The following is a 19,891-nucleotide window of genomic DNA, read 5'->3' as shown; positions in this document are numbered from 1 at the left end:
CTCCTTATTTATCTTTTCTACTTACCTTAGGACTCTTAGGTATCTTCCTCATATCCTTATTTATCGTTCTCAGTTCCTCGTTAGGTAAATCTATTGTCATACCAATAAGTCCAGCATCAACCCAAACTTTCTTTTTAGTCATCTTCCTTACCTCTATTTATAGTTCTAACTACCCTTACTATTAAATAAGCACAAGCGTATGACCCAAAAGCATTGTATAATGCAGAATTATAGTATCCCAGTTTAAAAGCTACTTTAGCTGCACAACCAATATAACCACAACATATAGCTATAAAAATAATTATAGATATTAATATTAAAGTTTTGATAATTGCAAATATATCTTTCATTTCCATAATCATTACTCCTTTATATTAATTTTTATTTTCCTTTTGAATATGTTCTCTCGCTAATCCATAAACATGTCCACCACCCCAAAAACATATTCCTGTTATAACTGCTGTTCCTCCGCTTGCTAAATATTTTTCAATAGCAAGGAGATGTACCGCCTCTTTCATTCCTCCTAAAAACACTTCTATGCAAATTACAAGCCAACACAAATACCAAAATCCTTTAATATTTTCCTTCATATCAATTTCTCCTTATAAAAAAATAAGACCTAGAAATTAATCTAAGTCTAATGGGAGTTGTATTTGCTAAAATACATTGTTAAGCGAAGTCTATGAGTTGCACATAGATTAATACTACACTTCACATGTAAACGCCCTACTCGTCAGCAGGACTTGGCTCACTCCATTGTTCTTGAGTGGTTTTATTGGCACCCATTCTTTACAAACTTCTTTAATACCTTAGTGAGTTTGTTGTCTACTAAGAGATTTATTGTTTATGCTGTTAAATTCTACACAGCTACAGGGGTAAATAGTAGGCTAAAACCCCACTAGCATGTTTTTCTTAGCTACAGGAGCTACCTATACTAAGCTACATTTTAAGTTGGCCACCTTAGTAGGAATCGAACCTACGACTTACCACATAAAGGCGGTTGCTCTATCCATCTGAGCTACAAGGTGATAATGGAGGAGAAGATAGGAATCGAACCTACGACCTACTGATTAACAGTCAATTGCTCTACCTCTGAGCTACTTCTCCACGTTAGGGCGAGATCACCAGTCTCACCCACCTATCTATAATAAAATCATAAGGAGGTGCAAGTCGTAGGAATCGAGCCTACGGGATCCACTACTTGCATGTACTGGCTAGACAATCCATTTAACGAAGCCTAGCCAGTTATGAAATTGTATGTCGTGAAATATTTTTCCACAATACAATTATCTCATGTATTTCTTAATGAAACAGGCAATAAAAATGCAATTTAAAATTTTTTTAATATTCAATTATAACGATAATCATTCCCAGTTTTACCCTTAAAACGACCAGTTATGTCAAATTTATTGAATTAATATATTTAATATATTACAATTTGAGTAAATATAAATAAGGATGGTGTTTAAATGAAAAACAAAAGAATTAATAAAATATTAGTTACTACAATGGCATTTGTTATGTTAACTATTCCTATTGCCTCAACTGCGTACGCAGTAGAAACAACAGAGTCAGAAAATATATACATAGAAGATACGGAATATACAGCAGATGAAGTGAGAGATAATGTAGATCTATATAATAAATTAAAAGAAGAAAAACCTGAGTATCTAAAAGAATTATTAAATATAGATTATTTAGAAAATGAAATTCCAAAAGTAGATTTATCTAAAGACGACACATTATACCCAGATGTAAATTCTGCAAATTCTTTAGCAAGATCAGCTACTAGTTTAGGTTGGAAAATTCACTCTAAAAAGCTTGTTTCCACAAATTATGGCCCATGGAGAAACGGACCTAGCGGCTCTGGTCCAGCTACAATAGGTATTAATAAAGGAAGTATTGCTAACTTATCTTATACTAATACTATTTCAGGTTCTTTTCCAATAGGATCGGTTTCTATTGGAAAAAGTTTAGGAGTGACAATTGGAAAATCTGATACATACGCTGCATCATATTCTATTTCAATTCCTAAAGGCAAAAGAAAAATGATAATTTTTAGACCTAGATACAAAACTTATCAAGTTGTACAAAGATACTATGCTAAAGGAACTTTTACTGGAAAAACTGCAACTGCAACTGTAAAAGTATTTGACAATTGGGATTTTAGTAGTAAAAATTTGTAAACACTGAGAGGTAAAATATGAATAAAATAAATTTAAACGAAAAGGAAAGTAAATTTATATCGTTATATTTTCTAGTATTAAGTATTATTTCACTATTAATACAATCAGTTACTTTTTTATTAAGTAAATTAATATTTATACTAGCAGAACCTAATACCGTATATGCAACTTTATTAGATAGTTGGTTAGATTACCTTCCTCCATTAACAAAATTAGCAACTTTTTCTCCTGGAATAATTGCTATAATTTTATTGATAGTATCCATATATATATTTGTACGAGAGAAAAATAATAAATAGTTTTTACTAATATAGAGTAGAATTATTCTACTCTATATCCTTTTATTCTTTAATTAATTCAAACAAACTAGGTTCATCTTCCTTAAAAACCTTACTTCCAAATAATCTTATGGCTATACTTTTTACAGCTTCACTTCTTTTATATTTCAATGATCTTTCACTATAAGTAGTATTTTTAGTCTTTTCAATTATTTCATCCCAACTTAAACCATCTATGTACTTATATTCTATTATCTCTTTATGTATAGGTTTTAAATTATTTATAGCTCTTTCAATTTTAGCTATTAAACTATTTTCCTCTTCAATCTCTTTTTCCAATTCCTCTATCTTGCTTAAGGTCCTTATAACTTCTTCCTCAACTTCTTTGGATATTTTATTAGTTGGAGATACTTTTTCTTTGTCATATGTAATAGCTTGTGTTGTATAATCACACTTTAAAGTTTCTTTAAGCCTTTTTAATTCTTCCAAATGTAGTTTTAATTCCCTATATCCTTTTAGCAATCTTTCTGTAAACTTTATACAATCTTTTTCTAAATCGTTAGCCATAACATCACCCCTATATTTCTATAAATCTTCTAAAACAACCTCAACCCTAGGATTATCACTATAATATTTTTCACAAGTAGTTCTAATAACTTGAGCATCATCTTTATATGCTATTCCATTTAATGCATCACCAAATACCTTTAAAACATTGTCTATATCCGGTTTCTTGTCCGGTCTTAATATATTATCTAACTTCTGTTCTTTCACTTTCTTAGTATTACTTTTAGCTATAGCGTAATAACAATTAATTGTCATATTCACATATCCCTCAAAGAAATGCTTTGCTTTGGTTTTGTATGTATATTTAATTAGATTTTCATATGCTTTAGTCTTTTCAGGCGTACGGACTGAGTGTTTTCCGAATCTTGGTCTACCTTTTCCTTGAGGCTCCCCTTCTATTGTAAAAATCACTTTCATTCTTTATCTCATTCTTCCTTTTTCTTATTTCTATAATCTTTATAATTGTTGTTGATATCGCCCATAAAATAAATGTTACAGCTATTATTATCAGTGGCAACAAATATCCAAATAATAGTTTTAGTTTTGCTAGTAGCTCTAAATAATCCATACCATCACCTACTTTTCTTCATAGAAACAAACATTTTTAACAACAATATCAAATGTTCCATTCTCATTTTTTCTAATGCTGTACTTCATAGGATCTTCAAAATCCGTTATATTTGCATCTATACTAAATCCGTTGTCCGTCTTGATTTTTCTCTTTTTAACTTTCTTATTAACCCAATCTTTATCTATGTAAAAACTTTCTATTTCCTTCTCTTCCATTAATTCTATAAAACTTTCTTTTTTATCCTCTTGTAAAAAACTATCTGCAAAATCTTTAATATCTATTTCATCATTTTCCTTAAGTACATAATTTAACTCACTTCTTACGTTCTCAGCCTCTTTCACATCAGTAATCACATTAGTAATCCAATTATCAGCACTTGCCTTAAACGTCTTAGTCATATATTTATCATCAAGTATTTTTTCAATATTCAGAAATTGTGATGTGAATTTAGTTTCAGTTCCCTCTTTTTCTGAGATCTTGTCCAACACTTTAAGATGGTAATCGTCATTAATACCACTAACCCCTATCAAAGCACATTGCTTAGGCTTTTGTGTTTCGACAACTCCAACTTCATTAGATTTAAAATTTATATTAAACTTTTCATCTACAAATTCTATTGAGTGGTTATAAATCTTTTTATAATCCAGTTTTAATATAGCAACATTCTTTTCATCCTTGTTAGTGTATAAGCATATAGCCAAGTCACACGATTCCAATTCTGAATTAACCTTCATTATTTCAAATAAATATGATGCTATCTCCTTAGAGTTATCTAAAAACGTATCTTCGTTGTATATAATCTGTTCACAACAATTTTTAATTATATTATCGTGATAATCTTTAAATACTGCCTTTCTTACATCATCATCCTTACTAACTCTCTTAATTACTTTCTGAAAGAATCCGTCCACCTCTTGTGTAATCTTTCCTTCAAAGTCATTTAGTATTGGTACATCACTATTTTTATCTAATACATGTACTATAAATTTATGTATAATCATTTTTTAATCCTCCTTAAATACCTCAATTTCATTTTTTAAAGCACGCGAGCAATTGCCTTGTGTTACATATTCGTGTAATTCCCATTCCACTATCTCTTCAAGAGTTGCACTCTCAAATGCTTTATTAATCGCCTCTTTTTCATTATTTGCAGTAACTTCAATAGAGACATATCCTGTTAGCGGTATTTCAATTGTATAATTAATCATTTTGCACCTCATTTCCATTTATAGGCTCTTTTATCGTCTCAAGAGGTTTATAAATATCTTTTTCTCTTCTATCAAACAAATAAATTAAAGATATACCTTCATGCTCAATTAAATATTCTTTTCTAAATAGACCTATTATCCTAACAATCCTACCAGTTCTTTTAACTCCATCATCTCCAAAACATACAGTATCTCCAACTTTAAATTTACTCATATTCACCCTCCAAATCTCTCTCAGCCTTAATTAACGCTTCAAGAATGTTATCTGCTTCATCTATCAATCGATCCGCTTTATCTATTACATGACCTGCTTTATTTATAAGGGCTTGTACATCTCAAGTTTTACTTTCATATACATCCCTCCAAATAAGCCTTATATTCATGATCCTTCAAAACTTCCCTACTCACTAACGCTTTCATTTCATCTGTATTATTTCTATTAGAATATTCAGCTTTAAATATCGTATCTATGTAATCTGCAAGCTCTAACTCGCTTAAGTATCCGTCTCTCCTTAGTTCTATTAGAATCTGCTGTACTATCTTATAGCAAGTGTTTCTATCTCTTCTTAACATGTAATCACCTTTATCCTTCCAAGTTTATTTCACATTTTTTATAAACTGTTGTAATAACAGCTCCACTGCTTGTAGTTCCGTTAACATATAAACTATTGGATGTGATCTGCAAGTATTTTGCATCATCCATTTTTACTAAAAAATACTCCCCTTCAATACGAACAACCATAGCATCAAATCCACCAACACTTGGATGAACAACTCTTACTTTACTGCCTTCTCCTATAGGTGTTCTATCTTCAATTTGCTTAACGTTTATAATTGTTTTAGTTTGCATATTCTCTCCCTTTCTAGAGGGGTTGTCCCCCTCCTATTTAAACTTTTCTCTTTGGCTCTTTCTGATAATCTCGTCCAGTTCAGCCTCTGAATATTGTGTAAACGATTCATTAAAATTGTGAAACTTAGTTTTCTTAGGTCTATAACTTGATTCTTTAGTTGTTTTTTTCCCCGTAGATTCTTGCTTATTTCTAACACCTAGCTCATAGGTTTTTAATTGTTCATATGTAGTAATATTTTTATCTCGCCACTTTCTGAGGATTCCATTCAAATATGAATTACTCATTTTTTCATTTTCAGCGCAAATCTCTATTGCTCTTTTAAATAAATGTATATCTATCTCTTGTGACAGTTCTATAAGCCATTGTGCTTTTATTGGATATACAACTCCGATATTTTGTTCATATAGTTTCTTAAATTCTGTTATGGGATTATCCTCTTTTTTATTTTCCTGTTCATATACATACTTACTATTAATATTAATACTGTTACTATTACTGTCCTCATTAACGGTGTACGGTAAATAGGGACACGGTGTCGAATGTTGAAATTCCAATGATTCTTCCGTGTCCTCTTTTTTGGTACACGGTTCAACTATAGCGTTTTCAATCTTATCAACCGTGTCACTAATTTGGGGACACGGAGGTATTTCTCCTATATTACCCGTGTCACTGTTTTGGGTACACGGTTCAGTTATCCACATATCGCTTATATAATTCTTATCAAATACAATCTCGTAAATGTTGTTATACATTTTGCCTTTGCCAGCTCTTCTTTGTGATACTTTTATATATCCTCTATCCTTTAATTCATTTAAATATTTTGTAAATGTATTTTTACCTATACTAAGCTCATGAGTAATTATGTCTCTTGATGGATAGCAAGTCCCATTTGCTCCTGCCATGCTAGACAAGTAAGAATATAATCCTTTAGCTCCTATGGATATGGTCTTATCTCTTGCCACCATCTGTGGGATTAAGCCATATCCATTGCTTAATATGCTATTGTTTTCGATCTTTACTTCTGTCTTCTCGCTCAATCCCACCACCTACTTTTATAATTCTGTAAAACTAACTGGACCTTTTAATACTTTGGTACTCCTGCAATAATCACAACATTCGCATCTAGTTGGTTCTACTAAACCATTCTTAACTTCTATGTAATGCGGTAGCCTTATTTCTACTTCCAAGAGCTTGTCCAGCATATATTCTTCCTTAACCCAAGCTACTTCCTTATCTGGGATATCTTCTTTAGATACCGCTATTATGAAAGATTGTAAGTGTTTGTCTCCGCCTCTATTTAATCTCTCTATCTCTGCATATACTGCCATTTGTAGTACATAATCATAAGCAACTATGAAGTTCTGTTTAGTCTTTGCCTCTTCATTCCAAATTCTTGACATTATATCTCTTGTAGTCTTTAAATCTGCAAAGTATTCTTTATTTGGATTGTATATATCAAGCATTGTTTTCCAAGGAGCCCCAAACAATTCAGCGGTCATTATTACTTCTTTTTCTCCCTCTCTAACTCGTTGTATGAAAGGATCGTTTTGCAATGTCTCAATCATCTTGTCGCCTATTGCATACTTAGCTAATAAAGAACCACCTTTCTTAAACATTTGAGGATGATTAGCTTTAAATTCCCCTAAGTTAGCTCCCTCATTCCAAGCATGTACATAAGAACCTAATATGAAAGCATCATTGTCTCTGTCCGACCATTCTCCATTAAGTTTGGCCATTGTCTTAGCTTCGCAACTTCTAAAGCTTTTGAATTGGGAGACAGAGAAATATTCCCTGTCAGCTTCTAAACTAAAGTAGTTATCCTTATTTATCTGTAGCAACTTCATCCCCTCCAAACATATTTGTTTGTCCTTCAAGCTCCTCACTATCATCTATTATTTTAAATTCCGCATCTTGAATTGTATCTTCATCTTCCTTATCATCATCAAATACTGATTTTTCCTTAGCTTCTTTTATTTCGTCGGCATTATCGAATGTAGCGTCTCCACCTTCGTCAAATGCTCTTTTTTGCTCTATATTATCAAAATCCAGTTCTATTAATTTGCATAACCTTCTTAAAATTGTCTTTTTATACATTTCTCCTGGACTCTTCGTCCAACTTGGACCATTAGGCATTTTTGAGTAATTCCTTCTAGTTTCTTCTATATCTTCTTTACTCATTTCATCATGTAACATGCTACCATCATGAAACAGGCATACTGCAAAGGCTCCTATAATGTCTCCGTTATTAAATGGTTTTGGTTTAAAATGTACTGTCTGCTGTCCGTTAATAATTTCTGACTCATAATCATCGCCTTCTCTTACCAACTTTGCATATATATCTTTTATAGGATTCATACTGTATTTTTTAGCTAATTTAATCTCGCCTTTATAGTCCGTTTGAAAACTTGGTTTTCCGCCGTATATAATGCAATAACATTCCTTATTGAAGAAGTCTAATCCTAAGTAAGCACCTTTCATTAGTGTTCTAGCTATCTGAAATTCTTGCCCTTTTAACTTCTCTATATCTTTTGTATCGTTAAGAACTGTAATTGCATTTTGTCTAAATCTAAGTGGATTAAACCCTTTAGGTAGTGCCTCTTCTTCTTTTGTTAATAAAGTTCCAGTAAAATTATTTACTTGTCTTAAAACAATATCTCTATTGTTAGTCATAATTAATTCCCCCAATATATTAATGTTTTAATTCCTTCTCTAGCTTTGTAAGATTGCTTTTATATGCAAGCACAAAACCATCTATATAACTTCCTTTGAAACCTTTAGTTAAATCAATTAGATGTTTATTTAAATCTACTAAACTATAATTTTGTTTATATCTTTTCGTGAATAATTCTAAACCGTTTATATATCCCATTTTGTAATCTTCATCTACAAAACTAGTATCTAATTTTGTAAGTAATATATCTGTTTCTAAGTCTTTTATTTTCATAATTATGCCTCCTGTGGTATAATTAACGTAATTAATTTTTGCAAGTCTTGAATTGAGTCGTTGGAGCGGCTCTTTTCTTTTTGCTCTTCTCTTTCTTGTATCAGAACTAGACCTTTTTTAATTGTCTTTGCCATTTTAAGCTGAGATTTTAAATCATTTACAACTAATTGCTGATTTTCTATTTTGCCCTCATCTCGCGAACAATATTTAATTGCAGTACACTTTATTTCAGACAACCTTATTTCATTATCTTTTAGCATTTCCTCTGCTGTGTTAATATTTGAATCAACAATCATTATGCTTTCCTTTAACTTGTCCATTTTAAATCCACTCCTTTAACTCAGATTTAGCGTTTTCTATTACATTTACACAATCTACGTAGTGCTTTAGAGACGGTTTCTCTCTGTGTTTAATACAACCTATTAGATACGTTATAAAGTTCATTTAATTATCTCCTATTCTTGTCCAGTTTTTATTTGTTTTCCAATTCTAGAATCCTGTGATATTGTTGGCTATTAACCTCTTCTAGTTCTGCGATCCTATCGTAAATATGATTAATGTTGTAGATTGCTACTGCTCCGATTGTTAAACTTGATAATATTAAAAACCCTGCTATAATTTTTGATAATTTGTTCATTTAAAGACCTCCTGTTAATTTTTCAAATCAAAATCTCTACCTAAGTTATCCCTCAAGAACCTCTCTACTTCAAAATAAGGAACTTTTAATCTTCCTAATTTCATAGCCTTTAATTCTCCTTTATTTATTAAGTCATATACATCACCTTCGCTCATTTTGAATATTTGTTTTAGCTCCTTAACGGTGAACAATACATTTTCAATTTTTGCAGATAATAAGGTATCTTCTTTGATTATCTCTTTAGTTATTTCAATTGACTTTGTTTTTTGTTCTGTTTTATCATCATTTTTTATTAGTGCTTGCATTGCACTTACTACAGCTTCTAATGCTTGATTATTTGTCATATTAATCCCTCCTGTTCTTCTAATACTTCATACATAAATGTTTTAGCCTCTTGTTTAGAATCAAACCCATCTACATATATATCGTGTTCATCTGTTGTTTGGTAGTAATCATTGTAATATCCTAAATTCCTAGCTTGTCTACCAGTTAATAACTCTGCATCTGTATTTCCGAAATCGTCGTGTATTGTTTTGACGTAGTATCTATGTACTTTTCTCATATTTCCCTCCTAATTAATTGCAAATTCTATTTGATTATTCATTTCTTTTATTTCAAGTCTTAAATTTGTTCCTGGTGTCCATCCTTGTATGTAATTAATTGCCTCTTCGTATCTTTTTATAGATAAATTTTTATAACTATTAACTTTGAAATAACCTCTTAAATCTCTGTGCAGCGCACTGTATGCTTTCTTGCTTAGTTTTTTATATGCTGGTGAGTTATAACCTCCCAAACTATGTACCGCTTTCGCACTAACCTCTGATCTGATATTCTCGGCTAGTTCATAATTGATAGTCATTTTATTTTCTAAGTTAGTAACTTTTTCAGTTAGAACTTCTTGCCCCTTTTCTAGTTCCTGCTGTTTCTTGTCTACCATAAATATTGCCTGCAGTTCTTTTGACATATTTAAGTATGGATTTTCTGTTTTTCTAAAATATTTACTTACTAAATCTCTTTGTACATCCCATGCCAAATCATCTGTAAAGGACTTTACTAACATTAGATAGCCACTTTCGGTTATTAAGATCCCATTTGATGCAAATTTGCTGAAACCATAATCCTCTAAGCTTTGTCCGTTTTTCGGACTATTTATGGTGTCGGAATTTTTTGCCGTGACCTCGAAGTAATCTACACCTTCAATAAAATGCTTTTTATTGTTTCTAAAGTTCTTCCCTGCTGTTCCTTCTGTTCTTTCGTGTATCATGTCGATCTCTTTAAAAGTAACTACCCTTTTACCTCCATACTCCTTAACTTCTAATTCTTTGTTATTTACTTCAACTAAATTATTCATTTTATTTTTCCTTTCTCGTTAATTAGATTTAGATTCAAATTCTTCAATAAAATCGCTGAAGAAAATCGAGTTTAATTCTTCTAAAGATAAATTTAATTCTTTTGCGATTGTATGAGCTTCTTTAATTGAAAGTTCTTCACCGTTTGTTTTTAGTTTTCGATATAAAGTAGATTTGTTTATTCCTATCTTCCTTGCCAGACATGTTATATTTAACTTTTTTTCAACAATTTTGCCTCTAAGCTTATCTACATTTACCATTTCCTCACCTCGCTTTTCGCATCTCATGCGATTAATTTGATTTTAGCACCAATAATTTCGCAAGTCAATACTTTTTTTGCATTATATGCGATTATTTTATATATATATCAATCTTTAGTTGCAAAAATGCGAATCACATGATATACTTTTAATAAAATAATGGTTTGGAGGAATTAACAAAATGAGCATCGGTGAAAGAATAAAAAAAAGAAGAAAAGAGCTCGGCATCTCTGTTGATGACATAGCTAAAAAACTGAATAAAAATCGTGCTACTATATATAGATATGAAAGCGATGAGATAGAAAACTTATCAATAAATGTGCTTGAACCATTAGCTAAAGCATTAAAAACTACACCAGCACACTTAATGGGTTGGGAAAAAGAGTATCAAAGTAAAAAAGATGTTAATAATATTTTAGACTTAAAAGAAAAGACACTATTGAATAATTTTAATAAATTAAATAGCTTAGGCAAAGACAAAGCTATAGATAGTGTTCAAGATTTAACTCAAATAGATAAATACACAGATAAAACTGAAGAAAACAATAAGGAAATTAATCTTAAAGAAGAATTAGAAAAATTAAATAAAGAAAATCCAGTACAAACTATTGCAGCGCATAACGATCATTGGGACGAGCCAGAAGAAATGGAAAAGGTCAAAAAAGACTTAGCAAAAATGGATGATTGGGAATGGTAGGTGATGTTTTGAATACTTTTGAAGAATTGGAAAACGAGGCTTACGAAAACAATATTTTAGTTAAGGAAATCGAATTCGATTCTGGAGCAAAAGGGCTGTATAAAAATAATAAGATAGCACTTAATAAATTTAAACTTCAGACGCTAGCAGAAAAATCCTGTACTTTAGCTGAAGAATTAGCTCATCATCATACATCTTATGGCGATATATTAGATTTAGATGATATTGAGAGCAGTAAGCAAGAGTATAGAGCTAGGCTGTATTCTTATAATAAATTAGTTAGCTTAAAGGGTTTAGTTGATGCTCATAAGGCTAATTGCCGAAATATATACGAAATGGCTGAATATTTAAATGTGACAGTAGAATTCTTAAGTGAAGCATTGGAATGTTATAAATCTAAATACGGATTATCTGCAGAACTAGATAATTATACAATAGTATTTTGTAAAGGGTCGGAAGATAATGAAACCTTTGGTTATAAGGTATATGAAAAAATAGAAAATTTTTAGTTAAATCTATTCTAGAGTAGTAAACGCTACTCTTTTATATATAAATTTCAACAAACATACATTTGATAAGGAGGTTTAATCATGGGGCATGTTTACAAAAGGGATGAAAAAACATGGTATTACTGCATTGATCTAGGTGTAGTAGATGGCAAAAGGAAAAGAATAAAAAGGAAAGGCGGAAGTACTAAAAAAGAAGCATTAGCAGCATTAAGAAAAGCCGAAAATGAACTAGAGAATAAAGGAAGTGTACTTTTAGAAAGTAGCATTACTTTTAATAACTACCTTGATTATTGGTACAAGGAATACGTACTTTTAAATTGCAAGTATAGTACCCAAGATTATTACGGTAGGATAATAAAAAACCATATAACTCCTGCAATCGGACATTACAAATTAAAAAACCTAAACCCAGCTATATTGCAGAAGTTTTTAAACCAAAAACACTTAGAAGGTTATAGTAAGAATTCAATTAATAATTTTTTTGGTGTTTTAAGTGGATCATTAAAAATGGCTGTTCATCCATATAAGTACATTAAAGAAAATCCTATGTTTTATGTAAAAGCACCAAAGACACAAGAAAATAAAAAGTCTAAAGAAGATTTAAAAGTCTTGTCATTAGATAACTTTAATAAAATTATTAAGCGATTCCCACAAGGCACTAGTTTTTATGTTCCTTTACAGATTGCTTTTCATACAGGGATGAGAGGTGGAGAAGTTACTGCTTTGCAATGGAATAATATAGATTTAGAGAAAGGAATAATAAAAGTAGAACATACATTAATAGGAAAAGGGAAAGGCGTCTTTGAATTAGGCACACCAAAAACAACGAGTTCATATAGAAATATAAAAATCGGTAATACGCTAATTGAAATATTGAAACAACATAAATTGTATCAAAAGGAAATGAAGCTTAAATATGGGCAATGGTATGCTGGTTCTAATTGGGTATGCACAAAAGAAAATGGTGAACATATCACAACTTATAGTATTAAATATCTAAGTAGGGTTGTAAATTATGAACTAATGATAAAATTTGATTTTCATAGTTTGAGACATACACATGCCACAATGTTATTAGAGTCTGGTGCCAATATAAAAGATATACAAAAAAGATTAGGACATTCTAAATTATCAACAACTATGGATACCTATTCACATGTTACAGATAAAATGGAAAGTGAAACAGTTGATATTTTAGAGTCTATAATAAAATAATGTGTGCCATTTAATATTTCAGGCATACAACATGGCACACATTACACATTTTTTATCATTGTAAAACAGTTGTAACCAAGCTATACTCTCACAAGTTTGCTTACAGTTTCCACATGAGGAGTATTTGGGAACATGTCCATACACTTAACAACCTTAACCTCATAACTGTACTCCTTGAACAACTCCAAATCAAGAACCATAGTCTTAGGATTGCAAGAAATATATACTATCTCTTCAGCTCCAAAGCCACAGATATCCCTTATAGCATCCTTATGGATACCTGGTCTTGGAGGATCTACGATAATAAGATCTGGCTTCTCCTTAAGATCTTTAACTGTTTTAGCAACATCACCTACTATAAACTCACAGTTAGTAAGCCCATTTAATCTAGCATTTTCATTGGCGGCAAACACTGCCTCTTCAACTATCTCTATTCCGTACACTTTTTTAGCTGAATCAGCCATTAATTGACCTATTGAACCAGTACCACTGTACAAGTCAAATAAAACTTTGTCATTGTGATCTCCTATAAAATCTTTCGCGATACTGTAAAGCTTCTCTGCTCCTTTGGTATTAGTTTGGAAGAAAGAAAATGGAGATATCTTAAAATTAAGACCAAGTATCTCTTCGTAAATATAGTCTCTACCGTCAAGTATTCTAAGCTCATCACATTGAACAGCATCAGCAAGCCCGTCGTTAATAGTGTGAAGTACACTTACTAAGTCGCCCTTCAAATTAAGAGCTTTTAACATGTCTTTATATTCATTCATTTCGTAATCCATCTGAGAAGAAGTAACAATATTGACCATTATCTCGTCAGTATTCAATCCTTTTCTAACTACTAAATGTCTAAGGTAACCGCTATGATCAAATATCCTGTATTGAGGTATACCCTTTTCACCAAAATACTCTACAGTTGATTTAAGTATAGATTCAAAATCACTGTCAACAAGTAAACATCCGTCAGCAGTAAGAATATCTATATGTCTTCCTTTTTTATGCAGCCCAAGAGTTAAAGGTCCATCTTTCATCTCATTTCCGAAAGTGTACTCCATTTTGTTTCTGTAGTAGTGGTTGTCTGGACTTCCTTCTATTCCTAAAAATTGAAATCCTAATATATCTTGCTTTAAGAATAGCTCCATTACCTGCTTTTCCTTGATCTCAAGTTGTTTTTCATAAGGAACAGAAAGCATCGTACATCCACCACATTCGTTGAAATGCCCACAAGTTTCTTCGGTTTCTATAGGAGATTTCTCTAAAATCTCAAGAAGTTTAACTTCTGCTTTTCCTCTTCTAACTTTTTTAACGGCAGCTTTTACTTTCTGACCAGAAATTCCGCCTTTCATGTTTATATCTCTATCTTCTAGTTTGGTAGATGATGTTCCACCAAATACCATCTTATCAATTTCAAATTCAATTATATCTTTTCTTTTCACAATTTCTCCTCCAGTTTTTTCTTATGTTTATCGACTCTATGCAATTTATATAATCATATATTTCTTATATTTTAATAAAAACTATTTTATGATTTATTTTTCACTTCTCTTTTTTTTATTTATGTTTACTTAATTTCTTTCTTCAATCAAGAGAACTTCTTCATCTGTAAGTTCACGGTACTCACCGAGTTCTAAACTTTCATCAAGTTTAAGATTTCCCATAGACAATCTTTTTAAATATACCACTTCTTTGCCTACGCTTTCAAACATTCTCTTAACTTGGTGGAATTTTCCTTCATGAATTGTAAGCTCTATTTCCGACTCATCATCACTTTTGATTATCACAAGTTCAGATGGCATTGTTTTATACCCATCATCGAGCACTACCCCTTCTTTAAAAGCTTTAATGTCATCTTCTCCAACCACTCCACTTACTTTTGCATAGTAAGTTTTAGGAACATGCTTCTTTGGAGATAAAACCCGATGTGATAGTTGTCCATCATTTGTTAAAACTAAAAGCCCTTCTGTATCTTTATCTAATCTTCCTACTGGAAATGGTTCAAATATCAGATAAGATGGGTCTATTAGATCTATAACTACTGGATCATATTTATCTGTAGTTGCCGATATATAACCACCTGGCTTGTTCATCATTAAATACACAAACTCTCTATATACAACTTTTTTTCCTTCAAAATATATTTCATCGCTCTCATGATCGACTTGCTGACCTGGATTCGATATTGTTGCTCCATTTACTACAACCAAACCATTTTTACAGTATTTTTTTATCTCAGTTCTACTTCCATATCCGAGATTTGAAAGTATCTTATCTATCCTCTGTTTTTTTGCCATAAAACACACTCCATCTATATTATATATACATCGATTATACTCATCTATTCACTCTTACCATTATACTTGTAAACCGACCTTATTACAATTTTACTATATACTTTTTCCATATAGGAGTTATAATATATATAGATGAACAAAATTAATAATATCTATTAGGAGGAATATATATGGCTTTAATAACTACAAAAGAAATGTTTAAAAATGCTTATGAATCTGGATATTCTATTGGAGCTTTCAATATAAGTAATTTAGAACAACTTCAAGGTGTTTTAAAGGCTGCTAAAGCTAAAAATTCTTATGTTATGATACAGGCTTCAATGTCAGCTGTAAAATATGCTGGTCCAAAAACTTTAGTTGATATGGTTACTACTGCATCAAATGAAATAGGTGTAGATGTTGCTCTTCACTTAGATCACGGTCCAGATTTAGACGCTGTTAAAACTTGTATCGAAGTTGGATTTACATCAGTAATGATAGATGGCTCTCATTTTAATTTTGAGGAAAATGTTAAAGTTACTAAGGAAGTTGTTGATTACGCTCATGCTAAAGGTGTTGTAGTTGAGGCAGAATTAGGAGTTTTAGCTGGTACTGAAGATGATGTTACATCTGATGTTCACAAATACACAAAACCAGATGAGGCTGTAGAATTTGTTGAAAGAACTGGTGTTGATTCACTTGCTATAGCAATAGGAACTTCTCATGGCGCTTTCAAATTTAAAGGTGAAGCAAAATTAAGATTTGATATATTAGAAGAAATTCAAAATAGAATACCTGGATTCCCAATAGTCCTTCACGGGGCATCTGCTGTTGATCAAGAAGCAGTAGCAACTTGCAATGAATTCGGAGGAGATATTTCAGGTGCTAAAGGTGTTCCAGTGGATATGCTTAGAAAAGCTTCTTCTATGGCAGTATGTAAAGTAAATATGGATACTGACTTAAGATTAGCTATGACTGCTGCTGTAAGAAAATACTTAGCTGAAAACCCAACTGTATTTGATCCAAGAAAATACATAGGTGCTGGTAGAGATGCTATACAAACAGTTGTTGAAAATAAAATAGATACTGTATTAGGTTCTGCTAATTCGGTTAAATAATTTCATAAAGTAGTAAAATCGGGTAGGAAGTTATAATTTCAATTTACTCCAGTCGGCCTACACTTCAGCTGATATTGTCGTCTTCATTGATATTTATAACTTCCTACTCTTATTTTATGTTTATTTGTAGTTTACATAAATAGTAGCCATCCACCTATTAATATCAATACAGATCCCGATATCTTTTCTTTTATACTCTCTTTAAATATAAAATGAGCTAGTACCATTGTAAGTATCATAGATACTTGCGTAAAAGGCTCTGCTACACTTAACTCTATATAGTTAAGTGCTATAAGCAATGCTAGATATGAATATCCGTTTATTGCTCCACTTACTATTGAAGGTACTTTTTTGTTTACAAATATCTCTTTTATTACATGCGCTTTCTTTTTAAACAGCAGCACTGCAAAAAGATTCAGACCTACAAAGAAATATAATATTGTAGAGTATAAAACCGGCGATACCTCTACGTAAAACATCTTGTCTATTACCCTTCCGATAGACTGCATTGATATGTACAAGATCATCAACCTACAAGGGAGATTTTTTATAATTGCTGTCATGCTCTTTAATGGCGATTTTACATTCTTTAGTAAAAATACACCCATTATTATTACGAATATTCCGATAACTTTTCCTAGCGACAGAGATTCTCCTAAAAATATAACTGATACTATTAATAAAAATAATGAGTTCAAACTATTTATTGGTGTTACTAGCGAAGTTTCTCCTGTTGCTAGTGAGGTTACATAAGCTACAGAACCAATAGCGTAAACCAAACTACTTAAATAACAAGGTAATAAAAATACCCAACTATCTACTTTTACAAATAAACAGAAAGGCATCAAACATACTCCGCCTATAAAGAAAAATAAGAACGAGCTAGATATATTTTTATAAATATCCCCTTCTTGATCTCCAAGCATTCTTACTACAATTCTCTCAAATGATAAAAGCACTACTCTAATTAATAATGCAAAATATGAGACTAACATGTACCCCTCCCCACGATGTATTAAAAAGATTATAAAATAAAAAAACGGGTTTTTCAACCCGTAGTTTAGCTTCCTAAGAATAAAACTTTGATGCCCCGACTAATTGTCTCTTCGATACTATTTTTGCCAGATTTGCTAATGAAGATATTTTAATATCCTTAAACGATACTAGAAAAACAAATTTAAAGTCTGTAAACTCCTGATTTATATTGTATATATCAAAATAACATCTTATATTATCTAACGCATAATTTTCCTGTAAATCTGCCTCTATCTCGTCTGAAATATCTTTCAGATAGGCTCTTATATCCTCAAATAGTATATTGAAATAAGATTCATCTATTTCTTCGCTCAATTCTTCCAGTAATTCCTCTATATCAATATCATCTATATCAAATTTATTTCCTGTCAATTGACAATCAAATACTAGTATTTGATCTTGATTTATAGTATTCGATATATCCTGAACATAATCAAAATCCGGGCGCAAACACAAAGTATCTTTAACCTCACCACTATTAATATGGATCTTTCCTTTATTACTCATAAGCGTTAAATTTATCATACTAGCACCTCCCCAATCTTCTTATCATTATTAATTCTATACCCTAAAGTTAATTTCTTAATTTTTAAATCTAATTGCTCTTAAGTATATTCATCAATAACCAGCCCAGCTCCTTCTACTAAAGACTCCCTCTTTAGAGAATTTTTGTAAACTTAAGCTATTCAAACAACTCTATCAATCAAGTAATTATAGCATAAGTTTAACTTTAAATCAAAGAACTGAATTTTAAATAATATATTCTGTAAAATATGATACCATATTAGCCCTTCTTCTAATATCCAATAACATATAATTTAACTTAAATATAATATATGTAGAGAACAAACTAGTACACAAAAACACCCCGAAAATAATTCAAAATTATTCCTGGAGTGTTGTATTTATGAAACATAATATTTTTATACTTCGAAAAATTATATCAATTTCTCTAAAGTTGGTTCTACGTCAAACATAGATTTTAGTTCATTGTATTCTTTAAGAGCTTTTTCATTTTTTTCTTTTTTCTTGATCGCTCTTATCATAAGGTTTTTAGGAGTATCAAGAGGTGATATATACTCTACAACTGAAGTATCGTACCCTCTAGCTTCAAGCATCAATGTTCTCATACCATCCGTAATAAGATCTGCAAATCTCGCTTTAAAAACACCATGTTTAATTATAGGTTCTAGAGCCTCATATTTGTACTGTCCAAGTAACTCCTTGTGGCAACATGGAACTACAACTATAGCTTTTGATTTAGCCCTAATTCCTAAGCCAATAGCCATATCTGTTGCAATATCACAGGCATGTAAACTTATCACTAAGTCTATTTCTCTGTTTGGAGTGTAGTTTGTAAGGTCTTCTTTTATAAAATCCATGTTTTTATAACCTAGGTTATCCGCCATTTTTTTGGAAGCTTTTATTACTGTCTCCGAATAATCTATACCAACAAAGTAGCATTTTTTCTTTAATACTTCTTTAATATAGTAATTCAAAACAAAGCTAAGGTAAGACTTCCCACACGCACAGTCTAATACAGTTATGCTATCTTTAAATTCTATTTCCTTTAAAAGTTTATCTATAAGCTCTACAAAATGGTCTATCTGGTTGTACTTCCTTATCTTATCGTTTTTAATTTTTCCGTCCTTAGTAAGGACTCCAATCTCTTTAAGAAGATCATTTGCTTGTCCGACTTTTACATAGTAGTCTCTGTTCTTGATTTGAGAGGCTGTGTACTCATCAATATTTGGCTTTACATCTTCATTATCCATATATTTTACAGTTACTTTTTTGTTATCTCCTTCAATAAGTACTGTCGTCCCTCTTTCAATATATCTAAAACTAATTGAATCGTAATTCTCAGATTCTATAGCTATATGCTTTAATAAATCTTCAAATGTGAATACATCTGTCTTACCTTTAAAATTAAATTTGTACTTTCCATTTTGATCTTCTCCAACGCCTGTAAATGACTTTATCCCAGACTTAAATGTAACTTCAAGCTTGTTAAAAAAATCTTTATTTTCACTGTTTCTTTGACTTATACCCATAAAAAACATATTTAGTTTTGCTATATTCTGTTTATTCACGAATACTCCCCCCTTTTTGTGTAAAATCTATATGTTCTAATAATTTACTTTTTCTTTGTCTATTTAATCCGTTTTTATTTACAATTAATTTCATATATTGTTT

33 protein-coding genes and 2 tRNA genes are annotated in these 19,891 nt (G+C 31.1%); 6 read left to right on the top strand and 29 right to left on the bottom strand.

Annotation, left to right across the window (positions count from 1 at the left end):
* Positions 1-4 precede the first annotated feature (4 nt).
* The 5 genes from J2Z43_RS08725 to J2Z43_RS08705 form a co-directional block, all read right to left on the bottom strand.
* Positions 5-142, bottom strand: coding sequence for a hypothetical protein (locus tag J2Z43_RS08725; RefSeq protein ID WP_209456838.1), 138 nt, complete (start codon positions 140-142; stop codon positions 5-7).
* Positions 135-356, bottom strand: a complete 222-nt coding sequence (locus tag J2Z43_RS08720; protein ID WP_209456837.1) for a hypothetical protein — start codon at positions 354-356, stop codon at positions 135-137. Before J2Z43_RS08720 ends, J2Z43_RS08725 begins: the two co-directional genes overlap by 8 nt.
* A gap of 18 nt (positions 357-374) precedes the next feature.
* Positions 375-590 (bottom strand): hypothetical protein, encoded by a 216-nt coding sequence (locus tag J2Z43_RS08715; RefSeq protein WP_209456836.1) that lies wholly within the window; start codon positions 588-590, stop codon positions 375-377.
* 362 nt (positions 591-952) lie between these two features.
* Positions 953-1,028, bottom strand: a tRNA-OTHER gene (locus J2Z43_RS08710).
* Between the two features lie 4 nt (positions 1,029-1,032).
* Positions 1,033-1,107: transfer RNA gene (locus J2Z43_RS08705), tRNA-Asn, on the bottom strand.
* Between the two features lie 362 nt (positions 1,108-1,469).
* On the opposite strand from J2Z43_RS08705, the gene J2Z43_RS08700 reads away from it, so the two are divergent.
* Both J2Z43_RS08700 and J2Z43_RS08695 read left to right on the top strand, forming a co-directional pair.
* Positions 1,470-2,186, top strand: a complete 717-nt coding sequence (locus tag J2Z43_RS08700) for a hypothetical protein (RefSeq protein WP_209456835.1) — start codon at positions 1,470-1,472, stop codon at positions 2,184-2,186.
* A gap of 17 nt (positions 2,187-2,203) precedes the next feature.
* The gene (locus J2Z43_RS08695; RefSeq protein WP_209456834.1) at positions 2,204-2,485 is read left to right on the top strand and encodes a hypothetical protein; all 282 of its coding nucleotides are present in this window, start codon (positions 2,204-2,206) and stop codon (positions 2,483-2,485) included.
* Positions 2,486-2,527: 42 nt separating this feature from the next.
* On the opposite strand, the gene J2Z43_RS08690 is transcribed toward J2Z43_RS08695, so the two are convergent.
* From J2Z43_RS08690 to J2Z43_RS08605, 19 genes are all read right to left on the bottom strand, one after another.
* Positions 2,528-3,031, bottom strand: a complete 504-nt coding sequence (locus tag J2Z43_RS08690) for an RNA polymerase sigma factor (protein ID WP_209456833.1) — start codon at positions 3,029-3,031, stop codon at positions 2,528-2,530.
* 18 nt (positions 3,032-3,049) lie between these two features.
* The gene (locus J2Z43_RS08685) at positions 3,050-3,448 is read right to left on the bottom strand and encodes a RusA family crossover junction endodeoxyribonuclease (RefSeq protein ID WP_209456832.1); all 399 of its coding nucleotides are present in this window, start codon (positions 3,446-3,448) and stop codon (positions 3,050-3,052) included.
* Positions 3,402-3,599, bottom strand: coding sequence for a hypothetical protein (locus J2Z43_RS08680; protein WP_209456831.1), 198 nt, complete (start codon positions 3,597-3,599; stop codon positions 3,402-3,404). The genes J2Z43_RS08685 and J2Z43_RS08680 overlap by 47 nt, the downstream gene beginning before the upstream one ends.
* 8 nt (positions 3,600-3,607) lie before the next feature.
* Positions 3,608-4,603: a nucleoid-associated protein gene (locus J2Z43_RS08675; RefSeq protein ID WP_209456830.1), complete on the bottom strand. Its 996-nt coding sequence runs from the start codon at positions 4,601-4,603 to the stop codon at positions 3,608-3,610.
* Positions 4,604-4,606: 3 nt separating this feature from the next.
* Positions 4,607-4,810, bottom strand: a complete 204-nt coding sequence (locus tag J2Z43_RS08670; protein WP_209456829.1) for a hypothetical protein — start codon at positions 4,808-4,810, stop codon at positions 4,607-4,609.
* Positions 4,803-5,024: a hypothetical protein gene (locus J2Z43_RS08665; RefSeq protein ID WP_209456828.1), complete on the bottom strand. Its 222-nt coding sequence runs from the start codon at positions 5,022-5,024 to the stop codon at positions 4,803-4,805. The genes J2Z43_RS08670 and J2Z43_RS08665 overlap by 8 nt, the downstream gene beginning before the upstream one ends.
* Before the next feature lie 134 nt (positions 5,025-5,158).
* The gene (locus J2Z43_RS08660) at positions 5,159-5,383 is read right to left on the bottom strand and encodes a hypothetical protein (RefSeq protein WP_209456827.1); all 225 of its coding nucleotides are present in this window, start codon (positions 5,381-5,383) and stop codon (positions 5,159-5,161) included.
* 10 nt (positions 5,384-5,393) lie between these two features.
* Positions 5,394-5,660, bottom strand: a complete 267-nt coding sequence (locus tag J2Z43_RS08655; protein WP_209456826.1) for a hypothetical protein — start codon at positions 5,658-5,660, stop codon at positions 5,394-5,396.
* Positions 5,661-5,693: 33 nt separating this feature from the next.
* Positions 5,694-6,698, bottom strand: coding sequence for a DnaD domain protein (locus tag J2Z43_RS08650; RefSeq protein WP_209456825.1), 1,005 nt, complete (start codon positions 6,696-6,698; stop codon positions 5,694-5,696).
* A gap of 15 nt (positions 6,699-6,713) precedes the next feature.
* Positions 6,714-7,505, bottom strand: coding sequence for a PD-(D/E)XK nuclease-like domain-containing protein (locus J2Z43_RS08645; protein ID WP_209456824.1), 792 nt, complete (start codon positions 7,503-7,505; stop codon positions 6,714-6,716).
* A complete protein-coding gene (locus J2Z43_RS08640; RefSeq protein ID WP_209456823.1) occupies positions 7,483-8,331 on the bottom strand; it encodes a RecT family recombinase in 849 nt (282 codons plus the stop codon). The genes J2Z43_RS08645 and J2Z43_RS08640 overlap by 23 nt, the downstream gene beginning before the upstream one ends.
* A gap of 19 nt (positions 8,332-8,350) precedes the next feature.
* Entirely contained in the window at positions 8,351-8,605 is a 255-nt protein-coding gene (locus tag J2Z43_RS08635) for a hypothetical protein (protein WP_209456822.1), read from the bottom strand.
* A gap of 2 nt (positions 8,606-8,607) precedes the next feature.
* A complete protein-coding gene (locus J2Z43_RS08630) occupies positions 8,608-8,925 on the bottom strand; it encodes a hypothetical protein (RefSeq protein ID WP_209456821.1) in 318 nt (105 codons plus the stop codon).
* Position 8,926: 1 nt separating this feature from the next.
* Positions 8,927-9,049 carry a hypothetical protein gene (locus tag J2Z43_RS15055; RefSeq protein WP_268828403.1) on the bottom strand — a complete coding sequence of 41 codons (123 nt, stop codon included), beginning with the start codon at positions 9,047-9,049 and terminating at the stop codon, positions 8,927-8,929.
* Between the two features lie 28 nt (positions 9,050-9,077).
* On the bottom strand, positions 9,078-9,242 hold the full coding sequence (locus J2Z43_RS08625) for a hypothetical protein (protein ID WP_209456820.1): 165 nt from the start codon (positions 9,240-9,242) through the stop codon (positions 9,078-9,080).
* 14 nt (positions 9,243-9,256) lie between these two features.
* A complete protein-coding gene (locus J2Z43_RS08620; RefSeq protein WP_234926265.1) occupies positions 9,257-9,586 on the bottom strand; it encodes a helix-turn-helix domain-containing protein in 330 nt (109 codons plus the stop codon).
* Complete coding sequence (locus J2Z43_RS08615; RefSeq protein WP_209456819.1) at positions 9,583-9,804, bottom strand: hypothetical protein; 222 nt, start codon at positions 9,802-9,804, stop codon at positions 9,583-9,585. Before J2Z43_RS08615 ends, J2Z43_RS08620 begins: the two co-directional genes overlap by 4 nt.
* Before the next feature lie 9 nt (positions 9,805-9,813).
* Positions 9,814-10,593, bottom strand: coding sequence for an ORF6C domain-containing protein (locus J2Z43_RS08610; protein WP_209456818.1), 780 nt, complete (start codon positions 10,591-10,593; stop codon positions 9,814-9,816).
* Between the two features lie 18 nt (positions 10,594-10,611).
* Positions 10,612-10,878 carry a helix-turn-helix domain-containing protein gene (locus tag J2Z43_RS08605; protein ID WP_234926262.1) on the bottom strand — a complete coding sequence of 89 codons (267 nt, stop codon included), beginning with the start codon at positions 10,876-10,878 and terminating at the stop codon, positions 10,612-10,614.
* A gap of 154 nt (positions 10,879-11,032) precedes the next feature.
* On the opposite strand from J2Z43_RS08605, the gene J2Z43_RS08600 reads away from it, so the two are divergent.
* The 3 genes from J2Z43_RS08600 (at position 11,033) to J2Z43_RS08590 (ending at position 13,272) form a co-directional block, all read left to right on the top strand.
* Complete coding sequence (locus tag J2Z43_RS08600) at positions 11,033-11,548, top strand: helix-turn-helix domain-containing protein (RefSeq protein WP_209456817.1); 516 nt, start codon at positions 11,033-11,035, stop codon at positions 11,546-11,548.
* Positions 11,542-12,057 carry an ImmA/IrrE family metallo-endopeptidase gene (locus tag J2Z43_RS08595; protein WP_234926258.1) on the top strand — a complete coding sequence of 172 codons (516 nt, stop codon included), beginning with the start codon at positions 11,542-11,544 and terminating at the stop codon, positions 12,055-12,057. Before J2Z43_RS08600 ends, J2Z43_RS08595 begins: the two co-directional genes overlap by 7 nt.
* An 81-nt stretch (positions 12,058-12,138) precedes the next feature.
* Positions 12,139-13,272, top strand: coding sequence for a tyrosine-type recombinase/integrase (locus J2Z43_RS08590; RefSeq protein ID WP_234926256.1), 1,134 nt, complete (start codon positions 12,139-12,141; stop codon positions 13,270-13,272).
* A gap of 80 nt (positions 13,273-13,352) precedes the next feature.
* Here J2Z43_RS08590 and rlmD read toward each other — a convergent pair whose 3' ends face one another.
* Entirely contained in the window at positions 13,353-14,708 is a 1,356-nt protein-coding gene (rlmD, locus tag J2Z43_RS08585) for a 23S rRNA (uracil(1939)-C(5))-methyltransferase RlmD (protein WP_327786947.1), read from the bottom strand.
* Positions 14,709-14,837: 129 nt separating this feature from the next.
* Entirely contained in the window at positions 14,838-15,563 is a 726-nt protein-coding gene (locus J2Z43_RS08580) for a pseudouridine synthase (protein WP_209456816.1), read from the bottom strand.
* Between the two features lie 170 nt (positions 15,564-15,733).
* Here J2Z43_RS08580 and fba point away from each other — a divergent pair, with 170 nt between their 5' ends.
* Positions 15,734-16,660 carry a class II fructose-1,6-bisphosphate aldolase gene (gene fba / locus J2Z43_RS08575; RefSeq protein WP_209456815.1) on the top strand — a complete coding sequence of 309 codons (927 nt, stop codon included), beginning with the start codon at positions 15,734-15,736 and terminating at the stop codon, positions 16,658-16,660.
* Between the two features lie 131 nt (positions 16,661-16,791).
* Here the strand turns inward: fba and J2Z43_RS08570 are convergent, their stop codons facing one another.
* The 3 genes from J2Z43_RS08570 to J2Z43_RS08560 all read right to left on the bottom strand — a co-directional run bounded on the left by J2Z43_RS08570 (position 16,792) and on the right by J2Z43_RS08560 (position 19,788).
* Entirely contained in the window at positions 16,792-17,655 is an 864-nt protein-coding gene (locus J2Z43_RS08570) for a DMT family transporter (RefSeq protein ID WP_209456814.1), read from the bottom strand.
* 73 nt (positions 17,656-17,728) lie between these two features.
* Positions 17,729-18,220, bottom strand: coding sequence for a hypothetical protein (locus tag J2Z43_RS08565; protein ID WP_027702846.1), 492 nt, complete (start codon positions 18,218-18,220; stop codon positions 17,729-17,731).
* Positions 18,221-18,633: 413 nt separating this feature from the next.
* Complete coding sequence (locus tag J2Z43_RS08560) at positions 18,634-19,788, bottom strand: class I SAM-dependent methyltransferase (protein WP_209456813.1); 1,155 nt, start codon at positions 19,786-19,788, stop codon at positions 18,634-18,636.
* Between the last annotated feature and the right edge of the window lie 103 nt (positions 19,789-19,891).

The organism is Metaclostridioides mangenotii (genome assembly GCF_017873185.1).
GTDB lineage: Bacteria > Bacillota > Clostridia > Peptostreptococcales > Peptostreptococcaceae > Metaclostridioides > Metaclostridioides mangenotii.
Note: the sequence above shows the minus strand (reverse complement) of the source record. Positions and strands in the feature narration are given on the sequence as shown.

Bases quoted from the DNA above. Each gene is read 5' to 3' on its own strand.
- J2Z43_RS08725 (WP_209456838.1), bottom strand. From the start codon at position 142: ATGACTAAAAAGAAAGTTTGGGTTGATGCTGGACTTATTGGTATGACA.
- J2Z43_RS08720 (WP_209456837.1), bottom strand. From the start codon at position 356: ATGGAAATGAAAGATATATTTGCAATTATCAAAACTTTAATATTAATA.
- J2Z43_RS08715 (WP_209456836.1), bottom strand. From the start codon at position 590: ATGAAGGAAAATATTAAAGGATTTTGGTATTTGTGTTGGCTTGTAATT.
- J2Z43_RS08700 (WP_209456835.1), top strand. From the start codon at position 1,470: ATGAAAAACAAAAGAATTAATAAAATATTAGTTACTACAATGGCATTT.
- J2Z43_RS08695 (WP_209456834.1), top strand. From the start codon at position 2,204: ATGAATAAAATAAATTTAAACGAAAAGGAAAGTAAATTTATATCGTTA.
- J2Z43_RS08690 (WP_209456833.1), bottom strand. From the start codon at position 3,031: ATGGCTAACGATTTAGAAAAAGATTGTATAAAGTTTACAGAAAGATTG.
- J2Z43_RS08685 (WP_209456832.1), bottom strand. From the start codon at position 3,448: ATGAAAGTGATTTTTACAATAGAAGGGGAGCCTCAAGGAAAAGGTAGA.
- J2Z43_RS08680 (WP_209456831.1), bottom strand. From the start codon at position 3,599: ATGGATTATTTAGAGCTACTAGCAAAACTAAAACTATTATTTGGATAT.
- J2Z43_RS08675 (WP_209456830.1), bottom strand. From the start codon at position 4,603: ATGATTATACATAAATTTATAGTACATGTATTAGATAAAAATAGTGAT.
- J2Z43_RS08670 (WP_209456829.1), bottom strand. From the start codon at position 4,810: ATGATTAATTATACAATTGAAATACCGCTAACAGGATATGTCTCTATT.
- J2Z43_RS08665 (WP_209456828.1), bottom strand. From the start codon at position 5,024: ATGAGTAAATTTAAAGTTGGAGATACTGTATGTTTTGGAGATGATGGA.
- J2Z43_RS08660 (WP_209456827.1), bottom strand. From the start codon at position 5,383: ATGTTAAGAAGAGATAGAAACACTTGCTATAAGATAGTACAGCAGATT.
- J2Z43_RS08655 (WP_209456826.1), bottom strand. From the start codon at position 5,660: ATGCAAACTAAAACAATTATAAACGTTAAGCAAATTGAAGATAGAACA.
- J2Z43_RS08645 (WP_209456824.1), bottom strand. From the start codon at position 7,505: ATGAAGTTGCTACAGATAAATAAGGATAACTACTTTAGTTTAGAAGCT.
- J2Z43_RS08640 (WP_209456823.1), bottom strand. From the start codon at position 8,331: ATGACTAACAATAGAGATATTGTTTTAAGACAAGTAAATAATTTTACT.
- J2Z43_RS08635 (WP_209456822.1), bottom strand. From the start codon at position 8,605: ATGAAAATAAAAGACTTAGAAACAGATATATTACTTACAAAATTAGAT.
- J2Z43_RS08630 (WP_209456821.1), bottom strand. From the start codon at position 8,925: ATGGACAAGTTAAAGGAAAGCATAATGATTGTTGATTCAAATATTAAC.
- J2Z43_RS15055 (WP_268828403.1), bottom strand. From the start codon at position 9,049: ATGAACTTTATAACGTATCTAATAGGTTGTATTAAACACAGAGAGAAA.
- J2Z43_RS08625 (WP_209456820.1), bottom strand. From the start codon at position 9,242: ATGAACAAATTATCAAAAATTATAGCAGGGTTTTTAATATTATCAAGT.
- J2Z43_RS08620 (WP_234926265.1), bottom strand. From the start codon at position 9,586: ATGACAAATAATCAAGCATTAGAAGCTGTAGTAAGTGCAATGCAAGCA.
- J2Z43_RS08615 (WP_209456819.1), bottom strand. From the start codon at position 9,804: ATGAGAAAAGTACATAGATACTACGTCAAAACAATACACGACGATTTC.
- J2Z43_RS08610 (WP_209456818.1), bottom strand. From the start codon at position 10,593: ATGAATAATTTAGTTGAAGTAAATAACAAAGAATTAGAAGTTAAGGAG.
- J2Z43_RS08605 (WP_234926262.1), bottom strand. From the start codon at position 10,878: ATGAGATGCGAAAAGCGAGGTGAGGAAATGGTAAATGTAGATAAGCTT.
- J2Z43_RS08600 (WP_209456817.1), top strand. From the start codon at position 11,033: ATGAGCATCGGTGAAAGAATAAAAAAAAGAAGAAAAGAGCTCGGCATC.
- J2Z43_RS08595 (WP_234926258.1), top strand. From the start codon at position 11,542: ATGGTAGGTGATGTTTTGAATACTTTTGAAGAATTGGAAAACGAGGCT.
- J2Z43_RS08590 (WP_234926256.1), top strand. From the start codon at position 12,139: ATGGGGCATGTTTACAAAAGGGATGAAAAAACATGGTATTACTGCATT.
- J2Z43_RS08580 (WP_209456816.1), bottom strand. From the start codon at position 15,563: ATGGCAAAAAAACAGAGGATAGATAAGATACTTTCAAATCTCGGATAT.
- fba (WP_209456815.1), top strand. From the start codon at position 15,734: ATGGCTTTAATAACTACAAAAGAAATGTTTAAAAATGCTTATGAATCT.
- J2Z43_RS08570 (WP_209456814.1), bottom strand. From the start codon at position 17,655: ATGTTAGTCTCATATTTTGCATTATTAATTAGAGTAGTGCTTTTATCA.
- J2Z43_RS08565 (WP_027702846.1), bottom strand. From the start codon at position 18,220: ATGATAAATTTAACGCTTATGAGTAATAAAGGAAAGATCCATATTAAT.